The sequence below is a fragment of the Microcoleus sp. S13_C3 genome (assembly GCF_036700905.1).
Classification (GTDB): Bacteria; Cyanobacteriota; Cyanobacteriia; order Cyanobacteriales; family Microcoleaceae; genus Microcoleus.
Window position 1 is genome coordinate 14,890 of sequence record NZ_JAUBPT010000027.1, and the last position, 23,513, is coordinate 38,402.

A 23,513-nucleotide genomic window follows, 5' to 3' on the forward strand; every position below is an offset into this window, starting at 1 on the left:
TCGAGCATTTACGGCTTTTTGTTAACAATTAAGGTATCCAGAATGCCTTTAAACATTGTTACGACAATTTGGCGATCGTTATCTCTGACAAAAATATCGTAATTAGGACTTGAGTTAATTTCAATTAACCAATAGGCTCCCTTTTTATCGATTGCTATGTCAAGCCCAGCATAATTAATCGAAATTTCCTCAAAAACAGGTTTAACAAAATCTTCAATTGCAGACATTAGAGTGGGATTAATTATATGTTTGGCTTTTGCACCTTCCCAGTGCAGCGGGCTTAAATTGCCCGCAAATTTAGCCTGAGATTTGTCTTTCTCGTACAGCAAAACTAGCTTTTCTTTGCAGAATACAGCCCGATATTCGTGGGCAATTTCGATATATTCTTGAGCTAGGGCCACATAGTCATAATCTTTGCTGTTGACGTTAAATATAATTTCTAGGGCTTCTTTAATTTGCTCTCTAGTTTTACATAAAAAAACATTGTTGCCACCAGCACCGCGATTTCTTTTGAGAATCACCGGGAAATCGAATTTTTTGTTTACTTCTAAAACTATTGATTCAATATCTGGGAAACTCAAATACTTTTTATACTTCTCCTCGCAGTGAGGCGAGACAAAACCGAGAGTTCTGGGAGTATTTATATTACCGTTTAATAGTTGATAGGTATATTCTTTGTCTTTAAAAATCTCTGCTACTGACGCGCTGTTAAATGCCGTCATGTAATTGACAAAATAATATTCTTCGCCGCCCTGTTTGAGTCTAATCAAGTTTTGGGAAGGATGCAGGATTTCGTAAGGGATATTTAATTCCTCACAAGCTTCGAGAACGAGACTGATATTTGTCAGCATAATTTGAACAGTATAAATGTTGAGGACTTACGCACCCTGACCTCAGAAACGCGGTTTCTTTGTCTATTTCTCCTGAGTAAATGCAAAACTCGTAGAAACCGGGTTTCTAGCCCCCATGCGTAAGCCCTGATTTTTTTCATTCACACTATACCACAGGAGGAAGCAATGAGCATAAATGGCGATCGCCTTACCTACTTACTGCTTTGTCCGATGTACTTTCTTCTGGCAAAACATAGAAATCAACATCGATTTCTGCATTCAGTTTAGCTGCTTGAGCGACAATATCTCGATCGAAATGTATGGCTGGTACACTGCCTCTTCGATAATAAATGACACAAGCAATCTCCGCAGCATAACACTTGCACAACTCAAGCAAAGGAACCCACCCGGGCTGAAGCTGTTCTAAAACCGAATTAATGTGTTCTTCTAAGTCAGCAGATTTTTCAATTTTAGAATACACGCTCCAACCATTTTCCTGATGCCGTCTAGTACCCCTAGGATTAATTAAGTCCCCTTTCCTCCAAGTTTCAGTTGGATTGATGCTTACCTTTACAGTCACTTCATCTGGATCGAATTCCATTCCCGTCAACATAAAGTAAGAGTAAATTTCTGACTCCATCAGCCCGCTCCTCTTTGATTAATTAATTAATTAAAAATCATTAATATTCAAATCCGTGAATTCACCGGCCCCAATACCACTTTTAGGTTTAACATAAATATTCCCTTCTGTGTCTTTGTAGAGGTCTCTTTTTGAAGCATTGCGTTTACCTTTGAGTAAATGAATGTTTTCACCCCCTCTCTGAAGCCTCTCGATTTCATCAATAGTCAGCAGCTTGTCTTGTCTCCAGTTTCGGTCTTCTTCACTATTCTCTAAATCTGTTTCCGTCATTCCTCACACCCCTAAAAATTTGAGAATCGCTTCCAAATCTCAAATCTCCAATTCGTTAGCGCAGCCCTCGAAGAGGATCGCACTTTTATCCAAACAACCGCTGCTGTCCGTTTGCCGCATCTTTCCCGGCATAAATCTCGCGCGTTCCCTTGGGAATGTAAATCCAATCGAATTCTTGTAAGCGGTTTGTTAAATTGGAAATGCTCACTCCCAATTCATCTCTCATTTTGTATAAATGCGACCACTTAGTTAAATCCCGTCCCTGTCTTTTTTCCTCCAAAATACACCGAGGCATCAACAAACAGCTTGCAAAATATTGCGCTTGCCATTCGATCGACAAAACCTTATTATCCGCACTCGCACCCCGACAAACAAACGGTTCCTCGACATCAGACGCCGTTTTTCCTTCATTGCCTAAGTTTAATTCCAACTGTTCCACAGTGCCGTCTGCTTCGTCTTGATTGACGTGTAGCACCCAGTGGCCGATTTCGTGGGCGATCGTCGATTCGATGAAGCCCGGCGGTTTTTCGAGAATCTGTTCGTTGATTTCGATTAACCGCTGCTGCGGCAAAATCCTTGCCGCGATCGCACCTTCTTCATCCGGCTCAATGCACTCCCAAACTACGCCTAAATCCAGAAAATCAGCAACCGTTGTCGCATCAAAAGGCCATCTCGGAGCAAAATTTTGCGTTTTCTGCATCTGCATCAAGATGTCATTTGCCAAACGCTCGATCGATTCTTTGGGATAGAAGCAATACGGCTTAAAAATACTCACTATGAGGGGCCTCTCTTACGCTTCAAAAGACTGTTTGAGCCAATCTGGATTTTCTTGCATCCGGCGGAAAAGAGCCTGCATTTCCTTCGGATTCTGCTTCAGCAGCGCTTCGTACTGCTGCGGCAGCCTCCCCGCCAAGAAAATCAATTCCTCTTCGTTTATGTCTAGATTCCGCGCTAACGCTCGGATTACCTCCTCTTTTGGCGCATAATCCGCTCGATCGTTCTCCAACTTCGACAAATAAGTAAAGTCCACACTTAGCATAGCAGCTAGCTCACGTTGTGAGTAAGCTTTGTCCTTGCGAGCTTGACGGATCAGTCTTCCAAATGTTTGTTCCACGGTTTTTTGCCTCCTGACAAGCATTCTAGCCTGTTTTGATGAAAAGTTCAACAAAATACTTGACGGGAAAATCAACCCGCGCTACCATGAGGTTAGTTGACGGTTTAATCAACTAGGGGAGCCTGACTGGTAGGGTTAAGGGTGCAAATTAGCCCAGCCCACACGCTACATATAGCGTCGTCAACTTCAGAGGAGTGAGAAGCGCTGGGCGTCAAAACGCTTGTACGCAGCAAATAAGGAGGAGCAGATCGCAAATGCTGAGAACCTGGACAGACACGCATTACAAGCTCGAAGACGATGACTGGCTATACATCGCCACCCACGAAGAACAAAGCTCAGCCTCACTGGTTTGTCCCGGCTACGCGCGGGATGGCGAAGGCTTCAGCATCCACTTCACCCCAGCGCACCTAGAAACGTTAGAGCATTTGCTCGCCGCGCTGCGGATTATCAAAGCTCAACAAGAGGCGATGCTTGAGTATACCTATCCAGAACCAAAAGCGACAACACATCTCATTCGGTAATCGAAGTTCTGCCACGAGCAATGTACGAGATTTAACTGATTACCAATTACCAATTCCCCGTAAAGCAATAAATAACTAAGGAAAAACGAACAATGACTACTAAAACACAAGAAAGACCTACATTTTCAGTATTTGGTGCCAAACCGAGCAATGCTTTGCTAGTACCAGAAATCCCGATCGCCGTCCGAAACAACTGTCAGATTGGCCAATGGGCGATCGGCGACACCGACTACGGTTCAAAATGCTCAATGACAATCCTCAAATTCTCCAAATTCTTCGGCTCCCTCGGTCAAACTTCCCACACACTATGGGGTCAACTGTGGTTTGTCGCAGAAACCGGCGAATTGCCACAAGGAGTAGTCATGGTGACATACATCAAAAACCGCAGTTTGAGCGATTTTAACGGCTTAGTTGCCTCAGTTCAATCTCGCGGAGTAGAGCCTGCTACAGGTATTTTCATTCCCGAGTTTACCCAGCATTCCGGTGAAAAACCCGACGACAGCGGATTCGTTAAACCAATCAATTATTACAGTTTAAAATGGTCGTGGATGGAGCGTAGCAACTGGGCAATTATCGACCAAGCAGCAGCTATTTTGTCCGATATGAGCAATCAATCTCGGATGATCGATTTAGAAGGAACGCGGCAAATGGTGTGTTTGGATAATCTCCCTCCCCAGGAAGTTGCGCGCTTGATGGCGGCTCACGCTAGCGGTGAAAGCGATGCTAGGGCTTTGAATTCTAACAGCGCTATGTCGTTGTCGCCAGCCGAAGACCAATTAACTGCTGACTTGTTCTAATTTTGTTGTAAAGGCGCGATTTAATCGCGCCTTTGCCATAACTGTTACAACAGAGTGAAATGAAGAAATTAACTAAGCTGAAAACCAAACCCAACCTGCAAGAAAGCCGTTTGAGAGAGAATCTTGAGCTGCTAGACCAAATTCGGACAGATGCAGTTAACGACATCGAAAGTCTCACCGAAGGCTTCCAGCACATGACTTTAGTTGCCGAATCAGTCCAGCGGAATTACCGAGCTTTGTTAGCCGAAAATCAATTGCTAAAAGGCGCACTTTTGAGTATAATTGATGAGTGCGCCTGCTGGGAAGGAAATCGGTGCGATCGCTGCTGGAAACTTCTCAAAATGCTAGCCAGCGATAATCCCGAAGAAAAACCCGACGCAGCCAGCAAGTACCGTTCCATTCTCAGCCAACTCCGCAACTTAGAATAACTAAAAACGTTTCAGTCACAAGTGTCTAAAACTTAGAATCAGGAGAAGCAAACATTATGACAATAGCAACTGCCAAGGATAGCAAAGCCCAAATTTTGCAAAACTTTCAGCAGATTTTAGCCGACAAGAAAAAGATCGAATCCAAAGTCGAAACCAAAGAACAGTCAGCCGAAAAAGCCAAAAACAAACAACTCCTCGAAGTCGCTTCCACCTACACAATTGACAGCATAGTCAAAGGCTTGGCTGACTTGCAATTAGATTTCGGCAGCATCATCAGCGGACTTTCGGAAAAACTGAAGGCGGAATCTTCCAAATTAGACGAATTAAAACGCGCGATCGAAATCGAAGCCCAACAATTGCAAGAGTTGCAGCAAATCCGAGTTGTAGCAGACGCCCTCCACATTTTAACTCAAGAGCACCGAGAAAAATTGACACTGCTCGAACAAAACGCTGCTAACCAACGCGAAATTATCGAAAAAGACACGACCCAAAAACGCAAAATTTGGGAAAAAGAACAGCAAGAATTTGATGCAGCAGTTCAAGAAGAAACTGCACTCCTAACTAAAAAGCGCCAAGAAGAAACAGCAGATTATCAATACGAATTACAGCGCACTCGCAAAATCGAAACCGACGAATACGAAGAAACGAAGCGCAAACTAGAACGGGACTTGCAAGAATCTACTCGCGAAAAAGAGAAAAATTGGGTGGAACGGGAAAAAGTCCTCAGCGACAATCAAGCGGAGTTTGAAGAGAATCAAAGAAAAGCCGCCGGATTTGAAGAAGAACTCAAACAGGCTTATGTCAAAGCCAAAGAAGAAGCAATTCAAGAAGTTTCCCGCGAAGCTAAAGTCAAGGCAGATTTAGTGGATAAAGAATGGGAAAGCACTAAGCAAGGATATGAATTGAAAACGCAATCTTTGCAGCAGACTATTGAACGACAAACCGAACAAATCGCCGAAACTTCCGCGCAACTGCAAGCCACGATGAAGCAAGCGCAAGATTTGGCCATGAAAGCTTTTGCCAGCAAAGCTTAAAACCCAGTAAGGTGTGCAATGCCCACCTTACGGAAAAATGACAGAAATTTTCCCAACTATTAAGGAATGAAAAGTCATGAACAAAAGAGTTAGCGACAAAAGCACCAAAGCTGAAATTTTAGAAGCGTACAAGGAAGCAGCGCAAGAAAAAGCGCAGCTAGAATCGCAAATCCAACAGCTAAACGCTTCCCAAAAGCAAACAGCAGCCCCCGAAAAACCTATTGTGGAGGCACAAAAACCAATGGCTTTAACTCAAAATCCACAAAAAATGCAGTCTACAATCGACAATTTGATTTTGCTGCAATTTGGCTTTGGTGGCGCTGTCAGTGAGTTGTCGGAGAAATTAACTTCGGAAGCTGCTAAAGTCGAAGAATTGCGGCGCACTGTGGGCGAGGAAATTCAACAACTGCAAGAGTTGCACAGTTTAGAAGATGTTGCAGAAGATACGCTGGACAATTTAATTCAACAGTATGAAGAAAGCGCGAAAACTTTTGCTGGCGAACTCAGCGAACAGCGCGAAACTGTTGAACAGGAATTGTTGGAACGCCGGCAAGCTTGGGAAAAAGAGCAGGAACTCCACAAGTTGGCTATTAAAGAACGCAATGAGCATCACCAAAAAGCTCGCCAGCGGGATGAAGAGTTGTATGATTATGAGTTGAATCTTCAGCGAAATCTGGACATCGAAGAATACGAACAGCGCCAGAAAAGGCTGTATCAAGAAATTGAAGAGTTTCAGCAAGAACAGGAGAAACAGTGGGCGGAACGCGAAAAATCTATTTCGGAACGGGAAAAACTTTATGCTGAGGTTAAAGCTAAGGTAGAAGCTTTCCCGAAAGAACTGGAAGCTAATATCAAGAACGGGAAAGATAACGGCCGCAATATTGGCAATTATCAAGCTAAAGTTAAGGCTGATTTGTCTGCTAAAGATATCGAAGGGCAAAAGCAAAATTATGAACTGCAAATTCAAGGGATGTTGCAGACAATTCAAAATCAAGATGCGCGCCTTGCTAGCTTGTCGAAACAATTGGATTCTGCTTTGAAACAGGTGCAAGATTTGGCGGTGAAGGCGATTGAGGGCTCATCGAACTTGAGTTCTTTGCAAGCAGTGAGGGAAATTGCGATCGAACAAGCGAAGACTCAGCAGAAAAATAAGTAATCCGTAGCGCTTTTAGATACCCGATTTCTTGCAGAAGTCGGGTATCGGGGTATTGAAGGAGCGCATCACTCGGCGGTTGAAACCGCTACTCTACAAACGAAGTCCACTCCAAGCGGACTAAGAGAAAGTGCGTATTCTGTGTTGTTAGGTGGGTTTACTTAATTAGCTGGGATTAAGGATTAAAAACTGTTTAAGACTTTTCGCTTGCAGCAGATTTAGGAAACTTACACTTTACCTCAACTTCTAAGTTGCTTTCTGCTGAACCTTCCGTAATGTAGGGGATGCCGGCTTTTCCACCCATTTTGATGGCAAATTTAAGTGTTACCTCTTCAACCTCAGCCGCACCGAAGTCTTTAAAAGCCGTCACAGCATACATAGCATAATTGCGAATTAGCAGGCGAGCTTGCTGCATCCGATTAAGTGCATCGCTTCGCACGTCTCTCACCTCATCAAAAGGACTATCGTCCTCTGAGGTTGTGGCTTCGTCAATTGTGACTTCGTACACTTCACCCTTTTCTTTAAAAGCGAAACGCTGTAATTCTGACATAATGTTACCTTTTGTTAAGTTTTTGTAGAGTTTGCTGAAAGATCGAGCTTGCTTCCGAAAAGTTGAGTTATTCTAGCGATAGAATTAAAACAGCTATTTAGGGTGCGTGTCAACTAAGGCAGTATTTTTTTAAATCCAGGTTGAACTAAATGGCTCGTTACGCCCTTGTTATTGGTATTGCTCAGTATCAAAGCTCCAACCTCAAACCCCTCTCTAAAGCGGCTACTGATGCTGAAGTTGTTGCACGGGTATTAGAGGAACATGGCGAGTATACTGTTACTCGACTGCCACATCGCTGGAACGCTGAGACCCAACGTTTTGAAGTAGCACCGCAAAAAAGTGTTTCTGCTGATGAGGTATGTGAAGCTCTGCAAACTTTGCTCTTGGAACAAGGTACGAAAAGTGATGTACTGATTTATTTTGCCGGTCACGGTCTGACTTTTTTTGATAACTTGGGGGAGCAAAAAGGAGCATTGGCTACTTCCGACTGTCAAGTGGAAATGGTGGGAAGACAGGTGGTCAATTATAAACACGGGATTGATTTGTCAAGCCTCAATCGGCTAATTAAGAAGTCGGATTTGAGCAGTTTGGTAATGTTGTTGGACTGCTGTCATAGTGGATATTTTCTTGAAAGTCAGCTAGTGCAACAAACTTTAACCGCTTTCAGTACACAAAAGGATTATTATTTAATTACGGCTTGCCGGAGTTTTGAGACTGTAAAAGCTTTGGCTGGGGAAGCGCACGCCATTTTTACAGGAGCTTTGCTGAAGGGTTTGGCATCGGAAAATGCTAGTAGAAATGGGCAGGTCAGTGGCGATCGCCTATTTGATTATATCAGCAATGAACTTAAGGGCACTCAGTGGGGGCAAGAAGCGATTCGTATGGGCTGGGGCCGCTGCATTACTCTGGTAACGTATCCGCAACTAGAGACTTCGGCTACTGAAATTACTTTCGATCGCCAAAATCCGTATCTGGGACTTTCAGCTTTTGGAGCTGAACAAGAGAAGTATTTTTGTGGGCGGGATGAAGCAGTTCGGACGCTGATTACTCACCTTACAAATAGCCGTTTTCTATCTGTTATCGGCTACTCTGGTTCGGGCAAATCTTCTTTAATAAAAGCGGGATTGCTGCCAGACTTAAGTCGGGATAGAATTCCTGGTAGCAGTCAGTGGCCGGTTGAATCTTTTACTCCTGGTAAGCACCCCCTCGGAAAACTGGTGGATATTCTAGCTCGACATCGAGAGCAGAATCAGCTTTTTGTAATTTTTATAGATCAGTTTGAGGAGGTATTTACTCTCTGTGAAGATGAAGCCGAGCGACAGGGTTTTATCCGCCTGATCGCACAGGAGATGAAGGATACTGAGCGAAAGAGTCGGATGATTATTGCACTTCGTGGAGATTTTTTAATTCGCTGCGCTAATTATCCAGAAGTTTTAAATTTGATTAATCACATTCCGACTACAACTTATATTGTCAAGTCGCTAGGGATTGAAGAGTTGCCAGAGGCGATCGAGAAACCAGCCGAACTGCACGGGGTAAAATTTGAGCGAGGGTTAGTATCGCAAGTTGCCCAAGATGTGGCCGGTCAAGCGGGAACATTACCGTTGTTACAATATGCTTTGAAGGAGTTGTGGCGAGTCTGCATAGAAAAACCAGAATCACCAGAGCCCTTACTGACAAAAAAAGGCTATGAAGAAATTGGCGGTGTTCAAGGGGCTTTGGAAAATCGAGCTAATGTGATCTACCAAAGTCTTAGTGAGGGCGATCGCATTTTTGTACGCAAACTGTTTATGGAATTGGTGCAGTTGGGTGAAGGTAATGAGGTAACGCGCCGCCGGGTTGATTGGGATAGACTAAGGGCGATCGCGGATTCTCCAGAGCAGTTAGATCGGGTAATTGGGGTGTTGGCTGGGGCGCAGCAGCGTTTAATTATTGTGGATGAAAACACGGTAGAAGTAGCTCACGAAGCTCTGTTGTGCCGGTGGAAATTACTGAGTGATTGGATTGAAGAGGATCAGGAGAATATTCGGATTTCTCGGCGCTTAGAGATAGCTTGTCGGGAGTGGGAAGAAACTTATCGCAAGTCAGATGATGCGCTGTTGACTGGTGCGCGATTGGCGGAGGTTGAGGAGTGGGAGAAGAGGGTGCAGCCGAATTGGACTGGGGATGAGAGGGAGTTTTTGCGGAAGAGTGTGGGTAGGCGCGATCGGGAGATTCAAGCTCAATTAGAACAAGAGCGGCAACTGCGAGAACTTGCCGAAGCTAACGCTAAAGTCGAAGCAGCAAGAGCTGAAGAGGAAAGAGCTAAAACTATAGCTCAGATGGAAAGAGCGCTCGCGGCCGAGGACAAAGCGAATGCAGAAACGGCAAGAGTGAAAGAGGCAGAAGCTAGAGTAAGAGTTCAAAAGCACAGAACGAGGTTAGCGATCGCATCTGGTATCCTTCTAACTTTTACTCTTGGCTTGGGATTGCTGACAAACGTACTTGCAGGTCAGAAGAGAGAACAGGAAGTAAGCAAGGTGAGCCTTTTAATTGGCAGAGCTCAACAGCTTTTAGAAAAAAATCTTCAGCTTGACGCATTGATAGCAAGTGTGGAAGCGCTCAAGGAAATGAAAAAGCAAAGGAGAGAAGACCCAAAGGAATTACAACAAATTCAGTCAGTTATATTCAAAGTACACGAGCGCAATCAATTAAAAGCACATCCGGGAGGAGTATATAGTGTTAATTTTAGTCCTGACGGGACAATGATTGCTTCTGGTGGAGTAGATAAAAAAATAATTATATGGAGCCAAGCCGGAAAAATGCTTTTTTCTCCAAATGAAAGACACAAGGATAAAATTTGGAGTGTAAGATTTAGTCCTGATAGTAAATTTATTGCATCAGCAAGTATTGATGGTACAATCAATATTTGGAGTAATAAAGGACAACTTATACACAGCCTAAAAGGTCATACAAATAATATTGTTTATGATGTAAGCTTTAGTGAAAAAAGCGAGAGAATTTACTCTTCTAGTCAAGATGGAACTATAAGAATATGGGATGTCAAGACTGGTAGGTCTCTGGAAACTTTCCCAACTCCCAATTCTTTAAATAAGAGTGAATATAAAATTAGGGGTTTGGATTTACAACCATTTAAAAATTCTGTGCTTGTCTATACAGGCAATAAAGATTATGAGTTCAGCCTATGGGACATGAAAAATCCAGGCAAGAAAGGAATCAAAACTATAGGAAATACTCAATCAGTTGTGATGTCAGTTAGATTTAATAAAAATGGAAATATGATTGTATCTTCTCAAAACAAAAACGGCAACGGAACAATAAAAATATGGGATATAACAGGAAATTTAATAGGTCTCATTGATAGCCCTAAAGATGGCATACTATATGCTGAATTTAGTCATGATAGTAAATACATTGCTTCGGCTAGTAGTGATAACACTATCAAAATCTGGAAGGTAGATGAGGTATTAAATAAGAATCAATGGAAAAATAATAAAATAGGACTCGCGCAACCATTAACCATTTTGGCTGGACATACTGAAGCCGTCAACCGAGTAAGCTTTAATCCTCTAAATTCTGAATCAATTGCTTCTGCCAGTGATGACGGAACAGTTAGAATCTGGGAAATATCAGGAAATAAACGGAAAATTAAGAAGAGGTATAATCTAGATGAATTACTAACACAAAGCTGCAATTTTTTGTCTGATTACTCCAATATGTGTAAAAATTTAAATTAATCGAAAAGGAGGATTAAGTATGAGTTCCCCAACTTGTGAGCAAGACCCCACCCAACCAAAATGCCAAACAGCAAGCCGGTTCCAACAAATAGGTGAAAGCCTGATTAACTTAAGTAGCACAATAGAGAATAACACTCTACTTTTTGAAAAGGCTAAAGCTAATGACGAGGGCTCTGTTTTGGGAGCAGCAAGACCAGAAAAAGAAAATTTTTATGATGGGGAACTAATCAAAGGTGATATAGCAAACATCAGCGAATTTATTGTGGATTTAATTATAACTAATGGCGATAAGCCAGAGAAAATTCACAGGATTAGATTGGAAACTGCCAAACTTTTGAAAGAGTTAAAAGCTCTTGATAAAGCGGAGATCGAGCCAGAAATCAAAAAACAGATAAGCGATCGAATGAAAGTTAACATGAGTGCAATTTTAGAAGAAATATTAGCACTTTAACGAACCTCATCCTTTCCTCAAAAGGCGATCGCCCCTCACATCCCACCCCCAAGGAAAAGCGATCGCCCCTTCCTCTCCCTTACCCTCCCAAAAGCTCAACTAAAACCAGCACTCCCAACCATCAAACAGGATGTGTACAACAACTCACCCCTGAAACCACACCAATAGACCCCGATCGCCCATAAGCAATACATCAAATCCAACTAAATCAATCTCCCTTAGTCCAGTTTCCCAACTGTCTACTCCCACCCAGTCTTCCTTGAGCCTTAAACCCTATCTACAGCGTTCTAATTTTTAGTCAAAAGCCCGATCGCACTGTTCACTTATCGAAACTGTCCCCTGCTCTCCTGACCGCTTCAGTCGCACTCTCTATGCTTTAAGTTAATCAACCAAAAGATATATTTGACTTAGAGGCACTATGCAGAAACAAATCCTACGCCAAAAAGATACTAATGCTTGGATACTTCAGTGCTGGGTTTCTTTTATTGTTGCCCTGTCCGCAACTACTGTAGGTATCATTTATTTACAGGTAGACCCCTGGCAAAAAGCTTTTATGGGTATGGGTTTAACTTTTTCAGTCGGCTCCTCTTTTACTTTAGCAAAAACCATTCGCGATAACAACGAGGCATCAACATTAACTGCCAGAATCGACGAAGCTAGAGTTGAGAAAATTCTCGCTGAGCACCATCCTTTGAAATAATCTGCGAGGCATCACTCGGCGGTTGAAACCGCTTCTACACAAACAAAGTCCGCCTTCGCGGACTAAGAGATCGAAAACGTGAAAGTTATATTTTGTATAAAAACAGCCCGCGCGGGCTGTTTTTGTTGTTTGAGCCACAGGTTTCAAGCTGTGGATGTGAATTGGGGATTTCAATGGGTACCTTTGAACTTACGATCGCCCAACTTATTCTTTTGTCGCTGGCGAATACCGGCCTTAACTGTCGCCATATCCACCGGAAAACCAACTACAGGAATCACCTGATCCTTGCGTTCTTCTTCCAGATTCTTGAGTTCGGTGTAATCAACCCAGTGAATGCAATTCACCGGACAAGTGTCGATCGCCTCAGCAATCAACTCTTCAGAATCCCCGTCTTGTCGAACTACGCGCGATCGACCGTAATCCGGTTCAATATAAAAAGTATTGCGAGCAACGTGAGCACAGTGCTTACAGCCAATGCAGGTAATCTCATCAACATAGACACCTTTTTGGCGTAACGCGCCGCCCAACTCCGGTTCCAAACCAGAGCGATCGGGCGCATCCCGCAAAAATCCCCCCAACTCCGGCTCTAAACCAGAGCGATCGATTGCTGTATCTATTCCGAGTCCAGAAAGCTCAGACATTTAGACCCCCACAATAGTAAATAAGTCCGCGCAGGCGGACTTTGATGAGACAAGATTGCAAAAATCTCGAAAAATTATTAAGCGCACCAGCGTTGCACCACCAAGCGGAGCGAACCGTCTTGATTTTGCTTTTGCTCAGAAATTTGGAAACCCTGCTTAGCGCTTTCATTCACCACAGTATGGTAAGCGTAGCGCTGAGTCACCTTATTCAGAAAACGGTCTACAGACCAAGCTTGCTGCCAAAACTGCAAGTCAGCCACCAATTCATACTCAGTCCCGTTCCAGCTAAAACCTACGTCGTAGCCGTTTTTTTGCTCAATCACGACCTCAGCGGTGCTGGTTAGGCCGCGATAGCCGCGCACCTCAGTCGGGCCAGACTTCCAGTCGATACCCAAGTCAGTTAAAGCAGCTTCCAAAGAATTCAAATTGCGGATCTGGGTCTTAATTTGGCTAAAGTGTGACATGGTGATTCCAAAAAAATTTAAGTGAACTCAACAAAAAAAATTACCAATCGCTAAAAGCCACTTGGGCCGTCGCTTCGGCTGACTGATGCAGCGCTTGCGTGAAATATTCAGATGTTGACTCTTGGTGAAGCACCACGCCGAGCTGAGCTTCAATTGCAGCCGTTACCTCAGCACAGGAAGCACCGACAATGCCGGTGACGGTTTCCTGTACGCGGCCATCTGGATAGATCACAAACTCTAGTGTTTCCATAATCCGGGCTGACTGAATAGGAATATTGAGAACAGACACCGACACCAGCAAGCCAGGGACGATGCCTCCTGAAGTAGCTTCTTGAGAGTTGGCTGACTGACAAAGCGCTATATCAATTTTGACTAATTGATAGGTTTTGAGTCACAACTTAACATAAGTTATTAATAGGTAGAAGCAATACATCAGTTGTATGTAAAGTTTCGCGTAGATCGTGACAGCAGTCAAGTCGGTCGATTTTAGATTTTAGATTTTAGATTTTAGAGGGAGGAGGAAGGAAGAGGGGATGAACCGCAGAGGGCGCAGAGGGCGCAGAGGGAAGAAGGCAGAAGGTAAAAGGCAGAAGGCAAAACGCAAAAATATAAATTCCCCCACTTCCCCTCTAATTCCCTCTGGGGTCTAAAACGTCTCGCAGGCCATCCCCCAAAAGGTTGAAACCAAGAACAGTCAAGGTAATCAGTAAACCTGGAAACACGATCGTCCAAGGAGAAGAAAGAGCGTATCCGCCTTTAAAAGCATCGGAAAGCATTGTCCCCAACTCAGGAACCGGTGGCTGTGCGCCCAAACCCAAAAAACCCAAACCAGCAGCTTCTAGTGTCGCCGTACCAGTCGAAAGAGTTGCTTGTACAACTAGAGGCGCGAGACTTCCCGGCAAAATGTGGCGAAAAATAATCCGCAAGTCGCTGGCGCCCAAGGCCTTGACAGCCAAAACAAATTCTTGTTCCCGCAGAGACAGCACCATACTACGAGTTAAGCGGATGTAAATCGGAATTTGCACGAGGCTGACGGCGATAATTACGCTTTGCAGGCTCGGCCCGGTGACGGTAACAACGCCGATCGCCAGTAAAATCGAAGGAAAAGCTAGCAAAATATCCGCCAAAGTGCCGATCGCAATTTCCAGCAACCCCCGAAAATACCCGGCCACGAGCCCCAAAAGCGCTCCCACAATTAAACCCGCACCCACAGAAACCAGGCTGACAAGTAAAGAGATCCCCAATCCGTGCCACACCCGCACCAACAAATCTCGCCCCAAACCGTCGGTGCCAAACCAATGTTTAGCGCTAGGAGCCACTAAGCGCGACAAATAATCTCGATCGACCGCCGGATCGTAAGGGGAAAGTAGGGGTGCCAACAGTGCCGAGATCATCAGCGCTACAGTCAAAATTAAGCCGATTTTCCCCGAAGTCGATCGCCAAAATCGTTGAAAAGCTGCTTGTGGAAATATTAAGTTTTTATTCCATCTTCGATTTTCCATCTTTTGCTATCACAAAAAAACTGAGGAATTAAGCAACTATTAGGATAAATTAACGCTCGCGATCGCCCCCGACAACATCCCCAGCAACCATCAGCCGTGGGATCAATCTAAAATCTAAAATCTAAAATCTAAAATCGGATGACCCTTTAAGATATAGAGAACAAGATAAATTTAAAAGCACAATGACATCAACCCTACTCAAAACCTCCGCCCGATCGCCCCTCAACGCCCCAACAATCCGCCATTTCCCCAACGGCCTCACCGTTATAGCCGAACACTTGCCGGTCGATGCTGTTAACCTCAGCGTGTGGCTCAATTTAGGCTCAGCCGTCGAACCAGACGACATTAACGGCATGGCTCACTTTTTAGAACACATGATTTTTAAGGGAACTCCCAGCATTCCCAGTGGCGAATTTGAGCGCGCGATCGAGCAACGTGGCGCTGTCACCAATGCTGCCACCAGCCAAGATTACACTAACTATTACATCACCACAGCTCCTAAAGATTTTGCTGAACTAGCTCCCCTGCAAGTCGATGTGTTGCTCAACGCCAGCATTCCCGACGACGCCTTCGATCGCGAACGGCTGGTAGTCTTAGAAGAAATTAGACGATCGGAAGACAATCCCCGCCGCCGCACCTATCAGCGATCGATGGAATTAGCCTTTGAAGTCCTGCCCTACAAGCGACCGGTACTCGGCCCGACTGCCGTAATCGAACAGTTGACAGCGCAACAAATGCGGGATTTCCACAGCAGCAGATATCACCCAGGGGCGATGACAGCCGTAGCTGTCGGCAATTTGCCAGTCGATCAACTAATAGAAATTGTCGCAGACAGTTTTGCAGCAAAAAGTACAGCACAAAACAACAAAATAAATGTGCCTGCTGTCGCAAACTTTCACCCAGAATCCCAAATCCTGAACTACGGTCAAGAATCGCCCTTTACAGAAACAGTCCGCCGCGAATTTGTAGACTCTGCCCTTCAGCAAGCCCGACTGATCGTGATGTGGCGAGTGCCAGGTTTCATGGAAATGTCCGAAACTTATGCCCTGGACGTTTTGGCGACAATATTGGGTCACGGCCGCACAACTCGCTTGGTTCAGGATTTGCGCGAAGAAAAAGGGCTAGTTTCGTCAATTTCGGTCAGCAACATGACTCAGCGACTCGGCGGCGTATTCTCAATTTCCGCTCAACTAGCAACAGAAAACTTGCCAGCAGTGGAAGCTGCGATCGTCCAACACATCCGCACTCTCCAAACTGAACTGGTGACAGATGCCGAAATTTCCCGCATCCGCACTCAAGTAGCAAATCGGTTTATCTTTGGTAACGAAACTCCGAGCGATCGAGCAAATTTGTACGGTTACTATCAGTCGATGGTAGGAGATATCGCTCCCGCCCTCAACTATGCCGCCTGCATCCAAGCTCAGACTGCCGAGGATCTCCGAGAAGCCGCTGTCAAATATCTGTCTCCCGACGCGATGGGTGTTGTGGTAATTCGCCCCGACGAAGCATAAATCGGACTTCGCCTCAACAGGGCAATTCTGCTATCCTTCTGCTTTTGAGTCATCCAACAGCATTCGGAATTCGGCAGAAACAATGTCAACGCGCACGAGGGATTTTTAGTCAATAGTGCGTGAAATTCGATCGGCTCTCGCCTTGAAGGTTTTGTATCCAATAATTAGTATGAAGCCTTTAAGGTACGGGCGATCGGCAAAATTACCGTAATTTTATGAGACGATAAACTGGGAATTATTGACGAGCCAGCAATTTAGTCTAGGGAAACCGGATCGATCGGCGATCGTAATTCTAAAATCTAAAATCTAAAATCTAAAATCGATTGAGCGGCAAAATTACCGTAATTTTATGAGACGATAAACAGGGTATTATTGACAATCGAGCAATTTGGTATGGGGCCACCGGATTTATCTGCGGTCGTAATTCTAAAATCTAAAATCTAAAATCTAAAATCTAAAATCGACTGACAGGGCACGCAAGCATGAAATTACAAAACTTTCTCAACTCAAACATTAGATACGATGCCAAAGCAATTGCTGCAGACGACGAACTCAGTGGCCAAATTCAAAGCCGCCTCATTGACCTGGGTTTACTGAAGCCTCCCGTAGACGGAATTTTTGGCCCTCTCTCTACCGCCACCCTCCACCGATTTCAAACTCTGATGAAGTGCGGCGAAGCGGGTTTTTTGGGAGCAGTCACAGCCAAAAAGCTGATCGAAACCAAACCAGAGGACATTCCCACACAGCCCCTGATCCTGAAAACGCTCAGAGACACCATTTTTAAATCAAAACCGGTGGCGTCTTCTCAACTTCAGGACTCGGAAAAACAAGTAATACCAGCAGGAAAAGAGTTGGAGATCCTGGCTTTTGCTCCGGCTCGCGGTCACATCAGAGTTGCTCTCCGCAACGAGTCTTTCAAAGGTTCAGGGGTTTGGTATGTTTTCGGAGGACACGCTCAAATTACTCAAGACAGCATTCTGCTTTTTCCGAAACCGAATCCCCCAACTGTCAGGCTTGGCATTCCTTATCGATCGCAACTGGATAACTTGAACAATCCTACAGGTTCTTGCAATGTAACTTCATTAGCGATGTGTCTGGACTTTTTGAAGGTGCCACGGCGCAAACAAACCGGGCAATATGAAGACGAACTTTACGAATATGCGATCGCCAAAGGTTACAGTCGCTGGGATCCCTACGATTTAGCAAAGATTGTTAGAGATTACGGCGCTCAAGATTTCTTTACCGAGAATGCAACTATTGATGACGTTCAAGATTGGCTAGCCAGCGGAAATCCCGCTGTCATCCACGGATACTTCACGTCTTTCGGTCACATTATAGTTGCATCAGGCTACGACAGCGAGGGATTCTTCGTCCACGATCCCTATGGCGAGTGGTTCCGAACTGGCTACGATACAAGTGTCAGCGGTGCTTACTTGCACTATACTTACCGCTTAATCCGCAGCCTCTGTATACCTGACGGAAATTTTTGGGTTCATTTTATCTCGAAGTAATTGGGCATTGGGCATTGGGCATTGGGCATTGGGCATTGGGCATTGGGCATGGGGCATTGGGCATTGATTATTTGTTGGTTATTCACACCAACAAATAATCAACAGTCAACAGTCAACAGTCAACAGTCAACAGTCAACTAACTATTAATTTTCATACTCAAATCCAGCCAAGTCGATCGCGTAATCGGAGCACTGGTAGAAATATAGTCAACTCCGGTTTCGGCTACACTTCTAATTGTTTCTAAAGTAACATTGCCGGAAGCTTCAATTTTTACCAGATCGCTCTTTTGGCGAATTATTGCCACTGCCTGCCGCATTAAATCAAAGGACATATTATCTAACATGATAATATCCGCTTTGTGCTGCAAAGCTGTCTCTACTTCAGCGAGAGTTTCGGTTTCGACTTCGATCGTCAGCGGATAGGGGATAGAATTGCGAATTAGGGCGATCGCCTCTGCAATTCCTCCAGCCGCCGCAATGTGATTATCTTTAATCATCACCGCGTCATCTAATCCCATCCGGTGATTGCAAGCACCGCCGACTTGAGTTGCGTATTTTTCCAACAATCTCAATCCCGGCGTTGTCTTGCGCGTATCCACTAATTGCACGGGCAAATCGGCAATTTTGTCAACATATTTCTGAGTTAAAGTAGCGATGCCGCTCAAACGCATTGCCAAGTTTAATGCTACTCTTTCTCCGGTTAGCAGCGCATCGAAATTGCCGGAAATCTCGGCGATTACTTCTCCTTTTTCGCACAGTTTCCCTTCTGGTACTTGGGGGATGAAACTGAGGCTGCTGTCTAAAAGTTTAAATGTGCGATCGGCGATCGGCAATCCAGCAATGACTCCAGCTTCTTTGACAATCCATTTAGCTGTACCCTGGATGCTGTTTGCGGGAAATAAGGCTGATGTTGTGCGATCACCCCTACCGATATCTTCTAGTAGCCAGTTGTGCAATAGGGAGTCTAAAACTATCCAAGGCGGTAATATTGCTGTCATGTTTTTGTTTGTTGTTATATCAAGTTTAGGGCGATCGGTGGGACGCAGAAACCGATTTTTTTACGAAAACACTAGATTTGAGCCTTTAACGCTGGTAAAAAACCCGGTTTCTTTGGTATTTATGCGTAAGTCATAAGCCAGATTTGGGATGATATCTATTAGGAACAATAGTCGATCTGGTAATTTTATGCAACTTCCAAAACAATTGCCGCGATCGCATTTGAGTCTCGCCACCTCTTTTATGCAACACCATATCCACCCCTAACAGTTTGCTCAAACGGCGCAGTTTGGTAGTCCATCAGTTGACAAAGTTGGGTGTCGGTGCTTTAATTGGATGGACAGGTTTCCTTTGGTCGCAAAAAGAGTTTGCGCCCGAGAAAGCGGTTCATGTGACTCGAAAGCAAGCGGATGCTTTGCGGTGGTAAACTAGCAATGTTTCCAGTTTTATAGCCTGTAATTGGGTGTGATGCCGCAACTGCGACACAACGAATAGTTAGCCTGCTGAGATGTTGGTGGGGGTGCGCCTGAAACGGATCTTTGAGTGTTCATGCTTAAGTTGGCGCGAGGTCATTATAGAGCGGTGTTTTTGGCTTTTGGTGAAGTAATCAGGCTTATATATCTATTTCGGGAACCAAGGTAGTTTTTCTGTTCATTTTGGAGAAATAAAACATGGTCAATCGGCACGAGAAGTATGAAGTTCAGAATATCCAACAAGATGTTTCTGAACACGATCCTTTCACCCTTGAAAGATATGAGCAGTTTTTCAATTTATTCCCGAAAGAAGCCATAAAAGTCCTTGATGTAGGGTGCAACACTGGTAGAGGTGGATTACGCCTCAAGGAGCTAAACCCAAACCTTACGCTATTGGGGCTTGACTGTGTACAGGAAAGATTGGATGCTCTTCCCGAATGCTATTCGCAAAAAGTATATGGTCTATCAACAGATATACCTATTGAAGATCAAGTTGTTGATGTTATTGTCGCTGGTGAGTTCCTTGAACACCTGTACCCTGCTGACGTAGACAAAACATTATGCGAGTTTCAAAGAGTTTTAAAGATTGGTGGAAGACTACTGCTTACGACTCCGAATCCTAATTACATCAAAAGTAAAATTAGTGGAGCATCGGTTTATGGTACCAGTCATCTGACCCAGCATTTTCCGAAAGTTTTACGCTTTAGGCTACAAACGCACGGGTACTCAGGAGTTAAAATTTATGGCTCAGGAAAAGTATCACGGTATTTGGGTTGGTATTTCCCACTTATGGCTGTGTATGGTAGCTATCTCGTGTTAGCAAACAAGTATTGAGTGCAAGCTAACAACTTTGGTGCAGCGGACTACTGCAATCGGCTGGTGAGGTTGCCAAAAATACGACAGTCGCTGACCATGATCGTTAGGCTGCCTCATCCCTCGGTAGGGGAAGGAATTTCGAGATTGTCTGGTAAGGTTAAAATTTTTGTTTGTTTGATAATGGAGGAGATGATTGATGCATTCATAAATTTTGAAATTTCTGCCGTTATCTCAGCAATTGATAAATATTTGGAAGTCTCCACTGTCAAAAGCAAAATTTAAATTATATAGCCTTTCTCAGAAAGATGACGTACTCATGGGCATAGGGCATAGGGCATAGGGCATAGTGCATAGGGCATAGGGCATACCTCACTTTTTTGAGAACCGCTATAAGTAAATTAAAGGATAAAATTTTGTCTAATTGTAATGGTTAAATTATAGGATACATCTGTGCGAAAAACGCTCTCCAGACAAGCGCTCCAAAAAGAGCGATCGCTTTTTACTATTTAAGCTACAGTAAAAGCTATATTTGATAGCTCTACGTAAGGTCTACTTCCACTACCTAAAACCTGTTTAGCATTTAAAACTTCTATCCCTACTAATAACTCATTTTCCCCAATATTTAAAGCAATTTCGTCAGTGAACTGTAAAGTGCGACACTGATGCTTACCTTCTACAAGTCTAATGTAGAGGGCATCAATTTCGGAATCATAATTAATCTTCATAAACTTTTACCTCAAAATATAATTTATTTTACGATAGAATTAGTGCATCAAATTTATTAATGAAGTACCCAATGCATATAGTTTCCAAACCAGTCTCAAGTAGCGAAGTTGGGTCGTAAGGGGGGTTTGAGCCGGGAAAGGCAGTTCATCTAACTCAAGACTAGCCAGAGACTTTACGGTGGGCAACTAGCGCTGAGGGGAAGTTTGCACCAAATTTGATCGGGTGGAATTTGGATAGTTGTGCTAATTTAGAATGCAAAAAAGATATTCGGCGTTTGGGGGTAACTTTGGAAGTGGCGGGGTGGCCAGCTACTTCGGGGTTCTGTACGATTTAGGTAGAGCCTTTAGAAAAGCGTAAATTCAAGAGGTAAAGGCTGTAAGGGAAAACCTATCCTAAACATATGAGTTTTCCGTTTTCAAGCTTAAAGGCTTAAAATGAGCAAATAGGGGCACTTGGTCAAGCAAATCTCCTGTAGGGCTAGAGAAGGTTATATGGTGCACCAGAGTTTAGGACAACGGTTATCCAGTCTCAGAGTTGGGCAAAAGATCGGTTTAGGATACACTCTTGCTCTCAGCATTGCTGTGTGTGGAACAATTGCTGGTTTTGGAGTTGGGCGTTACTATCAAAAACAGGCTGAAGAGCAAGAAGAACACCTACGCAACGAAGTGGAACTTTTGCATCGTCTACAATCTCGTGTTCTCCAAACCCGAACCCACCAACAACAACTCATTCCTCTAGCGGAATACCCAGCAAAATTTCAGCATGAATATGCTCACCTGCTGAAGCATAAAGCTGGAATCCAAGAAACTTGGATAGAACTTAAGGAATTTGTGGCAAAGTCTCCGACCCTACAAGATCGTGTGCACCAAGCAACGATTCTAGCCTTCTTGCAAACCCATGACCGCGTACCACAACGCTACTCACAGGAATTAGAACACCGAGTTGAACGAATTCGCAACCTGAATCTCGCATTACCCGCTGATGTTGAGCAAGCCCAAAAGCTAATATTGGAATTTACAAATAGCGATTTGGCACTTGAATTTGACGGTATCTCGGATGATCTAGTGGGTTTAATTGACCGAGCTTACCAGGAACTTGAAGAAGGAGAAAGCTCGCAACAGCAAGCGAACGCAGTTTCAGAGAAAATTGTGGCTGCGAGTATTGGATTGTCTGTGGCGATCGCCATTCTTTTAGCAGTTTTGACCAGCCGAGCAATTGCCCAACCCATTCAATCTCTGACCCGCGTTGCCAGACGAACTACTGAAGAATCTAATTTTGAGTTACAAGCTACTGTTGAACAAGATGATGAAATTGGAACGCTTGCTAATGCTTTTAACCAATTAATTCGCGCTGTTCAACAACTGTTACAGCAACAGAAAACAGCCAACGAACAACTCGAAAACTACAGCCAAACCCTTGAATCTCAAGTCGAGGTAAGAACCCAAGAACTCAGCGACAAAAATACGCAGTTGCAACAACTCTTAGAGGAACTGCAACGCACTCATGTTCAAATGGTGCAAAGCGAAAAGATGTCTGCTTTGGGGCAAATGGTGGCAGGGGTAGCACACGAAATCAACAATCCAGTCAACTTCATTCACGGCAACTTGACTCATGTGCAGGAATACGCCCACAATTTATTAGGTTTGGTGCAACTCTACCAGAATTACTATCCCGACCCTGCACCCGAAATCCAAGCTGAGGTGGAAGATATTGATATGGAGTTTATCCAAGCCGACCTACCTAAAGTCCTCGACTCCATGAAACTCGGCACGGATCGCATTCGCCAGATTGTGTTGTCACTCCGCAACTTTTCACGAATGGATGAAGCTGAGTTCAAAGCCGTTGATATTCATGAGGGCATTGATAGTACGTTGTTGATTTTGCAGCATCGCTTGAAAGATAAACCAGAGCGTCCAGCGATTCAAGTAATTCGTGATTATAGTAATCTACCGCTCATAGAATGCTATCCTGGTCAAATCAATCAGGTGTTTATGAACATCCTGGCAAATGCCATTGATGCGCTCGAAGAAGCCAACGTCAAACGAACCTATCAGGAACTGAAGGAAAATCCCAACCTGATTACCATTCGGACTGCCATGATTGATTCAAAGTGGGTAAAAATTGCAATTTCTGATAACGGGATGGGAATGCCTGAATCTGTTCAGAAACGCCTCTTCGATCCATTCTTCACCACAAAGTCTGTCGGTAAGGGAACGGGCATGGGGCTGCCGATTAGCTATCAGATTGTCACGGAGAAACATCGCGGTAAATTAGATTGCTTCTCAATACCTGGTAAGGGAACGGAGTTTGTGATTCAAATCCTTGTCAAGCAGCAAATCCGTGATGCTGCCTAACACAATGCGCCCCACCGCCGAAAGGTTTTCTGTTCGACTTTTGAGGTTATCTGCGATGAGGTTTTATTTGTAATGTTCACTTTCTCTCTTCGCCTAACTCCCCAAAAAACTAAAGCCCTTTTCCGTTGTTGCGGGAAAAGAGCTTTAATTTATTATTAACCTGGCACTGAGCTATTTTACCGGGCAGTGACCCGCCGAGTATCTTCGCCATAGCAACGTTTAACAACCGAGTTCGGGATGGATCGGAGTGGTTCCATTACATCATAAGCACGATGTTGTTATGATTGTGTTAAA

General features: G+C 44.1%; 25 protein-coding genes, 1 rRNA gene and 1 pseudogene. 14 read left to right on the plus strand and 13 right to left on the minus strand.

Annotation, left to right across the window (positions count from 1 at the left end; all coding sequences use genetic code 11):
- Nucleotides 1-8 precede the first annotated feature (8 nt).
- The 5 genes from QUA16_RS10215 to QUA16_RS10235 all read right to left on the minus strand — a co-directional run bounded on the left by QUA16_RS10215 (nucleotide 9) and on the right by QUA16_RS10235 (nucleotide 2,854).
- Entirely contained in the window at nucleotides 9-851 is an 843-nt protein-coding gene (locus tag QUA16_RS10215) for a YheC/YheD family protein (protein WP_333103330.1), read from the minus strand.
- Between the two features lie 187 nt (nucleotides 852-1,038).
- Nucleotides 1,039-1,470, minus strand: a complete 432-nt coding sequence (locus tag QUA16_RS10220; RefSeq protein ID WP_333103329.1) for a DUF4279 domain-containing protein — start codon at nucleotides 1,468-1,470, stop codon at nucleotides 1,039-1,041.
- Nucleotides 1,471-1,500: 30 nt separating this feature from the next.
- Nucleotides 1,501-1,740: a polymorphic toxin type 33 domain-containing protein gene (locus tag QUA16_RS10225; RefSeq protein WP_333103328.1), complete on the minus strand. Its 240-nt coding sequence runs from the start codon at nucleotides 1,738-1,740 to the stop codon at nucleotides 1,501-1,503.
- A gap of 85 nt (nucleotides 1,741-1,825) precedes the next feature.
- Nucleotides 1,826-2,515: an ImmA/IrrE family metallo-endopeptidase gene (locus QUA16_RS10230; protein WP_242716182.1), complete on the minus strand. Its 690-nt coding sequence runs from the start codon at nucleotides 2,513-2,515 to the stop codon at nucleotides 1,826-1,828.
- A gap of 15 nt (nucleotides 2,516-2,530) precedes the next feature.
- Nucleotides 2,531-2,854: a helix-turn-helix domain-containing protein gene (locus QUA16_RS10235; RefSeq protein ID WP_006634885.1), complete on the minus strand. Its 324-nt coding sequence runs from the start codon at nucleotides 2,852-2,854 to the stop codon at nucleotides 2,531-2,533.
- Between the two features lie 254 nt (nucleotides 2,855-3,108).
- Here QUA16_RS10235 and QUA16_RS10240 point away from each other — a divergent pair, with 254 nt between their 5' ends.
- The 5 genes from QUA16_RS10240 to QUA16_RS10260 all read left to right on the plus strand — a co-directional run bounded on the left by QUA16_RS10240 (nucleotide 3,109) and on the right by QUA16_RS10260 (nucleotide 6,790).
- Nucleotides 3,109-3,375 carry a hypothetical protein gene (locus QUA16_RS10240; protein ID WP_006634886.1) on the plus strand — a complete coding sequence of 89 codons (267 nt, stop codon included), beginning with the start codon at nucleotides 3,109-3,111 and terminating at the stop codon, nucleotides 3,373-3,375.
- A 92-nt stretch (nucleotides 3,376-3,467) separates the two neighbouring features.
- Complete coding sequence (locus tag QUA16_RS10245; RefSeq protein WP_333103327.1) at nucleotides 3,468-4,172, plus strand: hypothetical protein; 705 nt, start codon at nucleotides 3,468-3,470, stop codon at nucleotides 4,170-4,172.
- A 59-nt stretch (nucleotides 4,173-4,231) separates the two neighbouring features.
- Nucleotides 4,232-4,600 carry a hypothetical protein gene (locus tag QUA16_RS10250; protein WP_333103326.1) on the plus strand — a complete coding sequence of 123 codons (369 nt, stop codon included), beginning with the start codon at nucleotides 4,232-4,234 and terminating at the stop codon, nucleotides 4,598-4,600.
- Between the two features lie 56 nt (nucleotides 4,601-4,656).
- A complete protein-coding gene (locus QUA16_RS10255) occupies nucleotides 4,657-5,634 on the plus strand; it encodes a hypothetical protein (RefSeq protein ID WP_333103325.1) in 978 nt (325 codons plus the stop codon).
- Between the two features lie 76 nt (nucleotides 5,635-5,710).
- On the plus strand, nucleotides 5,711-6,790 hold the full coding sequence (locus QUA16_RS10260) for a hypothetical protein (protein WP_333103324.1): 1,080 nt from the start codon (nucleotides 5,711-5,713) through the stop codon (nucleotides 6,788-6,790).
- Nucleotides 6,791-6,980: 190 nt separating this feature from the next.
- Here the strand turns inward: QUA16_RS10260 and QUA16_RS10265 are convergent, their stop codons facing one another.
- Entirely contained in the window at nucleotides 6,981-7,337 is a 357-nt protein-coding gene (locus tag QUA16_RS10265; RefSeq protein ID WP_333103323.1) for a CU044_2847 family protein, read from the minus strand.
- 149 nt (nucleotides 7,338-7,486) lie between these two features.
- On the opposite strand from QUA16_RS10265, the gene QUA16_RS10270 reads away from it, so the two are divergent.
- From QUA16_RS10270 to QUA16_RS10280, 3 genes are all read left to right on the plus strand, one after another.
- Complete coding sequence (locus QUA16_RS10270; RefSeq protein ID WP_333103322.1) at nucleotides 7,487-11,074, plus strand: nSTAND1 domain-containing NTPase; 3,588 nt, start codon at nucleotides 7,487-7,489, stop codon at nucleotides 11,072-11,074.
- Between the two features lie 19 nt (nucleotides 11,075-11,093).
- Entirely contained in the window at nucleotides 11,094-11,525 is a 432-nt protein-coding gene (locus QUA16_RS10275; RefSeq protein WP_333103321.1) for a hypothetical protein, read from the plus strand.
- 418 nt (nucleotides 11,526-11,943) lie between these two features.
- Nucleotides 11,944-12,225 (plus strand): YiaA/YiaB family inner membrane protein, encoded by a 282-nt coding sequence (locus tag QUA16_RS10280; protein WP_333103320.1) that lies wholly within the window; start codon nucleotides 11,944-11,946, stop codon nucleotides 12,223-12,225.
- A 170-nt stretch (nucleotides 12,226-12,395) separates the two neighbouring features.
- On the opposite strand, the gene QUA16_RS10285 is transcribed toward QUA16_RS10280, so the two are convergent.
- The 4 genes from QUA16_RS10285 to QUA16_RS10300 form a co-directional block, all read right to left on the minus strand.
- Nucleotides 12,396-12,866 carry a ferredoxin gene (locus tag QUA16_RS10285; protein WP_333103319.1) on the minus strand — a complete coding sequence of 157 codons (471 nt, stop codon included), beginning with the start codon at nucleotides 12,864-12,866 and terminating at the stop codon, nucleotides 12,396-12,398.
- Nucleotides 12,867-12,943: 77 nt separating this feature from the next.
- Nucleotides 12,944-13,330, minus strand: coding sequence for a DUF1257 domain-containing protein (locus QUA16_RS10290; protein WP_242716193.1), 387 nt, complete (start codon nucleotides 13,328-13,330; stop codon nucleotides 12,944-12,946).
- A 40-nt stretch (nucleotides 13,331-13,370) separates the two neighbouring features.
- Nucleotides 13,371-13,580, minus strand: a complete 210-nt coding sequence (locus QUA16_RS10295) for a DUF2997 domain-containing protein (RefSeq protein WP_015176940.1) — start codon at nucleotides 13,578-13,580, stop codon at nucleotides 13,371-13,373.
- A 379-nt stretch (nucleotides 13,581-13,959) separates the two neighbouring features.
- On the minus strand, nucleotides 13,960-14,832 hold the full coding sequence (locus tag QUA16_RS10300) for an ABC transporter permease (protein ID WP_333103317.1): 873 nt from the start codon (nucleotides 14,830-14,832) through the stop codon (nucleotides 13,960-13,962).
- A gap of 182 nt (nucleotides 14,833-15,014) precedes the next feature.
- On the opposite strand from QUA16_RS10300, the gene QUA16_RS10305 reads away from it, so the two are divergent.
- From QUA16_RS10305 to QUA16_RS10315, 3 genes are all read left to right on the plus strand, one after another.
- Entirely contained in the window at nucleotides 15,015-16,343 is a 1,329-nt protein-coding gene (locus QUA16_RS10305; protein WP_333103316.1) for a pitrilysin family protein, read from the plus strand.
- 482 nt (nucleotides 16,344-16,825) lie between these two features.
- Nucleotides 16,826-17,854: a C39 family peptidase gene (locus QUA16_RS10310; RefSeq protein ID WP_333103315.1), complete on the plus strand. Its 1,029-nt coding sequence runs from the start codon at nucleotides 16,826-16,828 to the stop codon at nucleotides 17,852-17,854.
- Nucleotides 17,855-17,995, plus strand: coding sequence for a D-galactonate transporter (locus QUA16_RS10315; RefSeq protein WP_333103314.1), 141 nt, complete (start codon nucleotides 17,855-17,857; stop codon nucleotides 17,993-17,995). It abuts the gene before it with no gap.
- On the opposite strand, the gene nadC is transcribed toward QUA16_RS10315, so the two are convergent.
- Nucleotides 17,992-18,852, minus strand: a complete 861-nt coding sequence (gene nadC, locus QUA16_RS10320) for a carboxylating nicotinate-nucleotide diphosphorylase (protein WP_333103313.1) — start codon at nucleotides 18,850-18,852, stop codon at nucleotides 17,992-17,994. The two genes, QUA16_RS10315 and nadC, sit on opposite strands and share 4 nt — an antisense overlap.
- Before the next feature lie 669 nt (nucleotides 18,853-19,521).
- On the opposite strand from nadC, the gene QUA16_RS10325 reads away from it, so the two are divergent.
- Entirely contained in the window at nucleotides 19,522-20,157 is a 636-nt protein-coding gene (locus tag QUA16_RS10325) for a class I SAM-dependent methyltransferase (protein WP_333103312.1), read from the plus strand.
- Between the two features lie 488 nt (nucleotides 20,158-20,645).
- Here QUA16_RS10325 and QUA16_RS10330 read toward each other — a convergent pair whose 3' ends face one another.
- Nucleotides 20,646-20,864: a DUF2283 domain-containing protein gene (locus QUA16_RS10330; protein ID WP_333103310.1), complete on the minus strand. Its 219-nt coding sequence runs from the start codon at nucleotides 20,862-20,864 to the stop codon at nucleotides 20,646-20,648.
- A 179-nt stretch (nucleotides 20,865-21,043) separates the two neighbouring features.
- On the opposite strand from QUA16_RS10330, the pseudogene QUA16_RS36885 reads away from it, so the two are divergent.
- Nucleotides 21,044-21,199 (plus strand): annotated as a pseudogene (locus QUA16_RS36885) (DUF6753 family protein); the annotation flags it as partial.
- 157 nt (nucleotides 21,200-21,356) lie between these two features.
- On the plus strand, nucleotides 21,357-23,219 hold the full coding sequence (locus QUA16_RS10335) for an ATP-binding protein (RefSeq protein WP_333103309.1): 1,863 nt from the start codon (nucleotides 21,357-21,359) through the stop codon (nucleotides 23,217-23,219).
- Between the two features lie 158 nt (nucleotides 23,220-23,377).
- Here QUA16_RS10335 and rrf read toward each other — a convergent pair.
- Nucleotides 23,378-23,494 (minus strand): 5S ribosomal RNA (gene rrf, locus QUA16_RS10340).
- Between the last annotated feature and the right edge of the window lie 19 nt (nucleotides 23,495-23,513).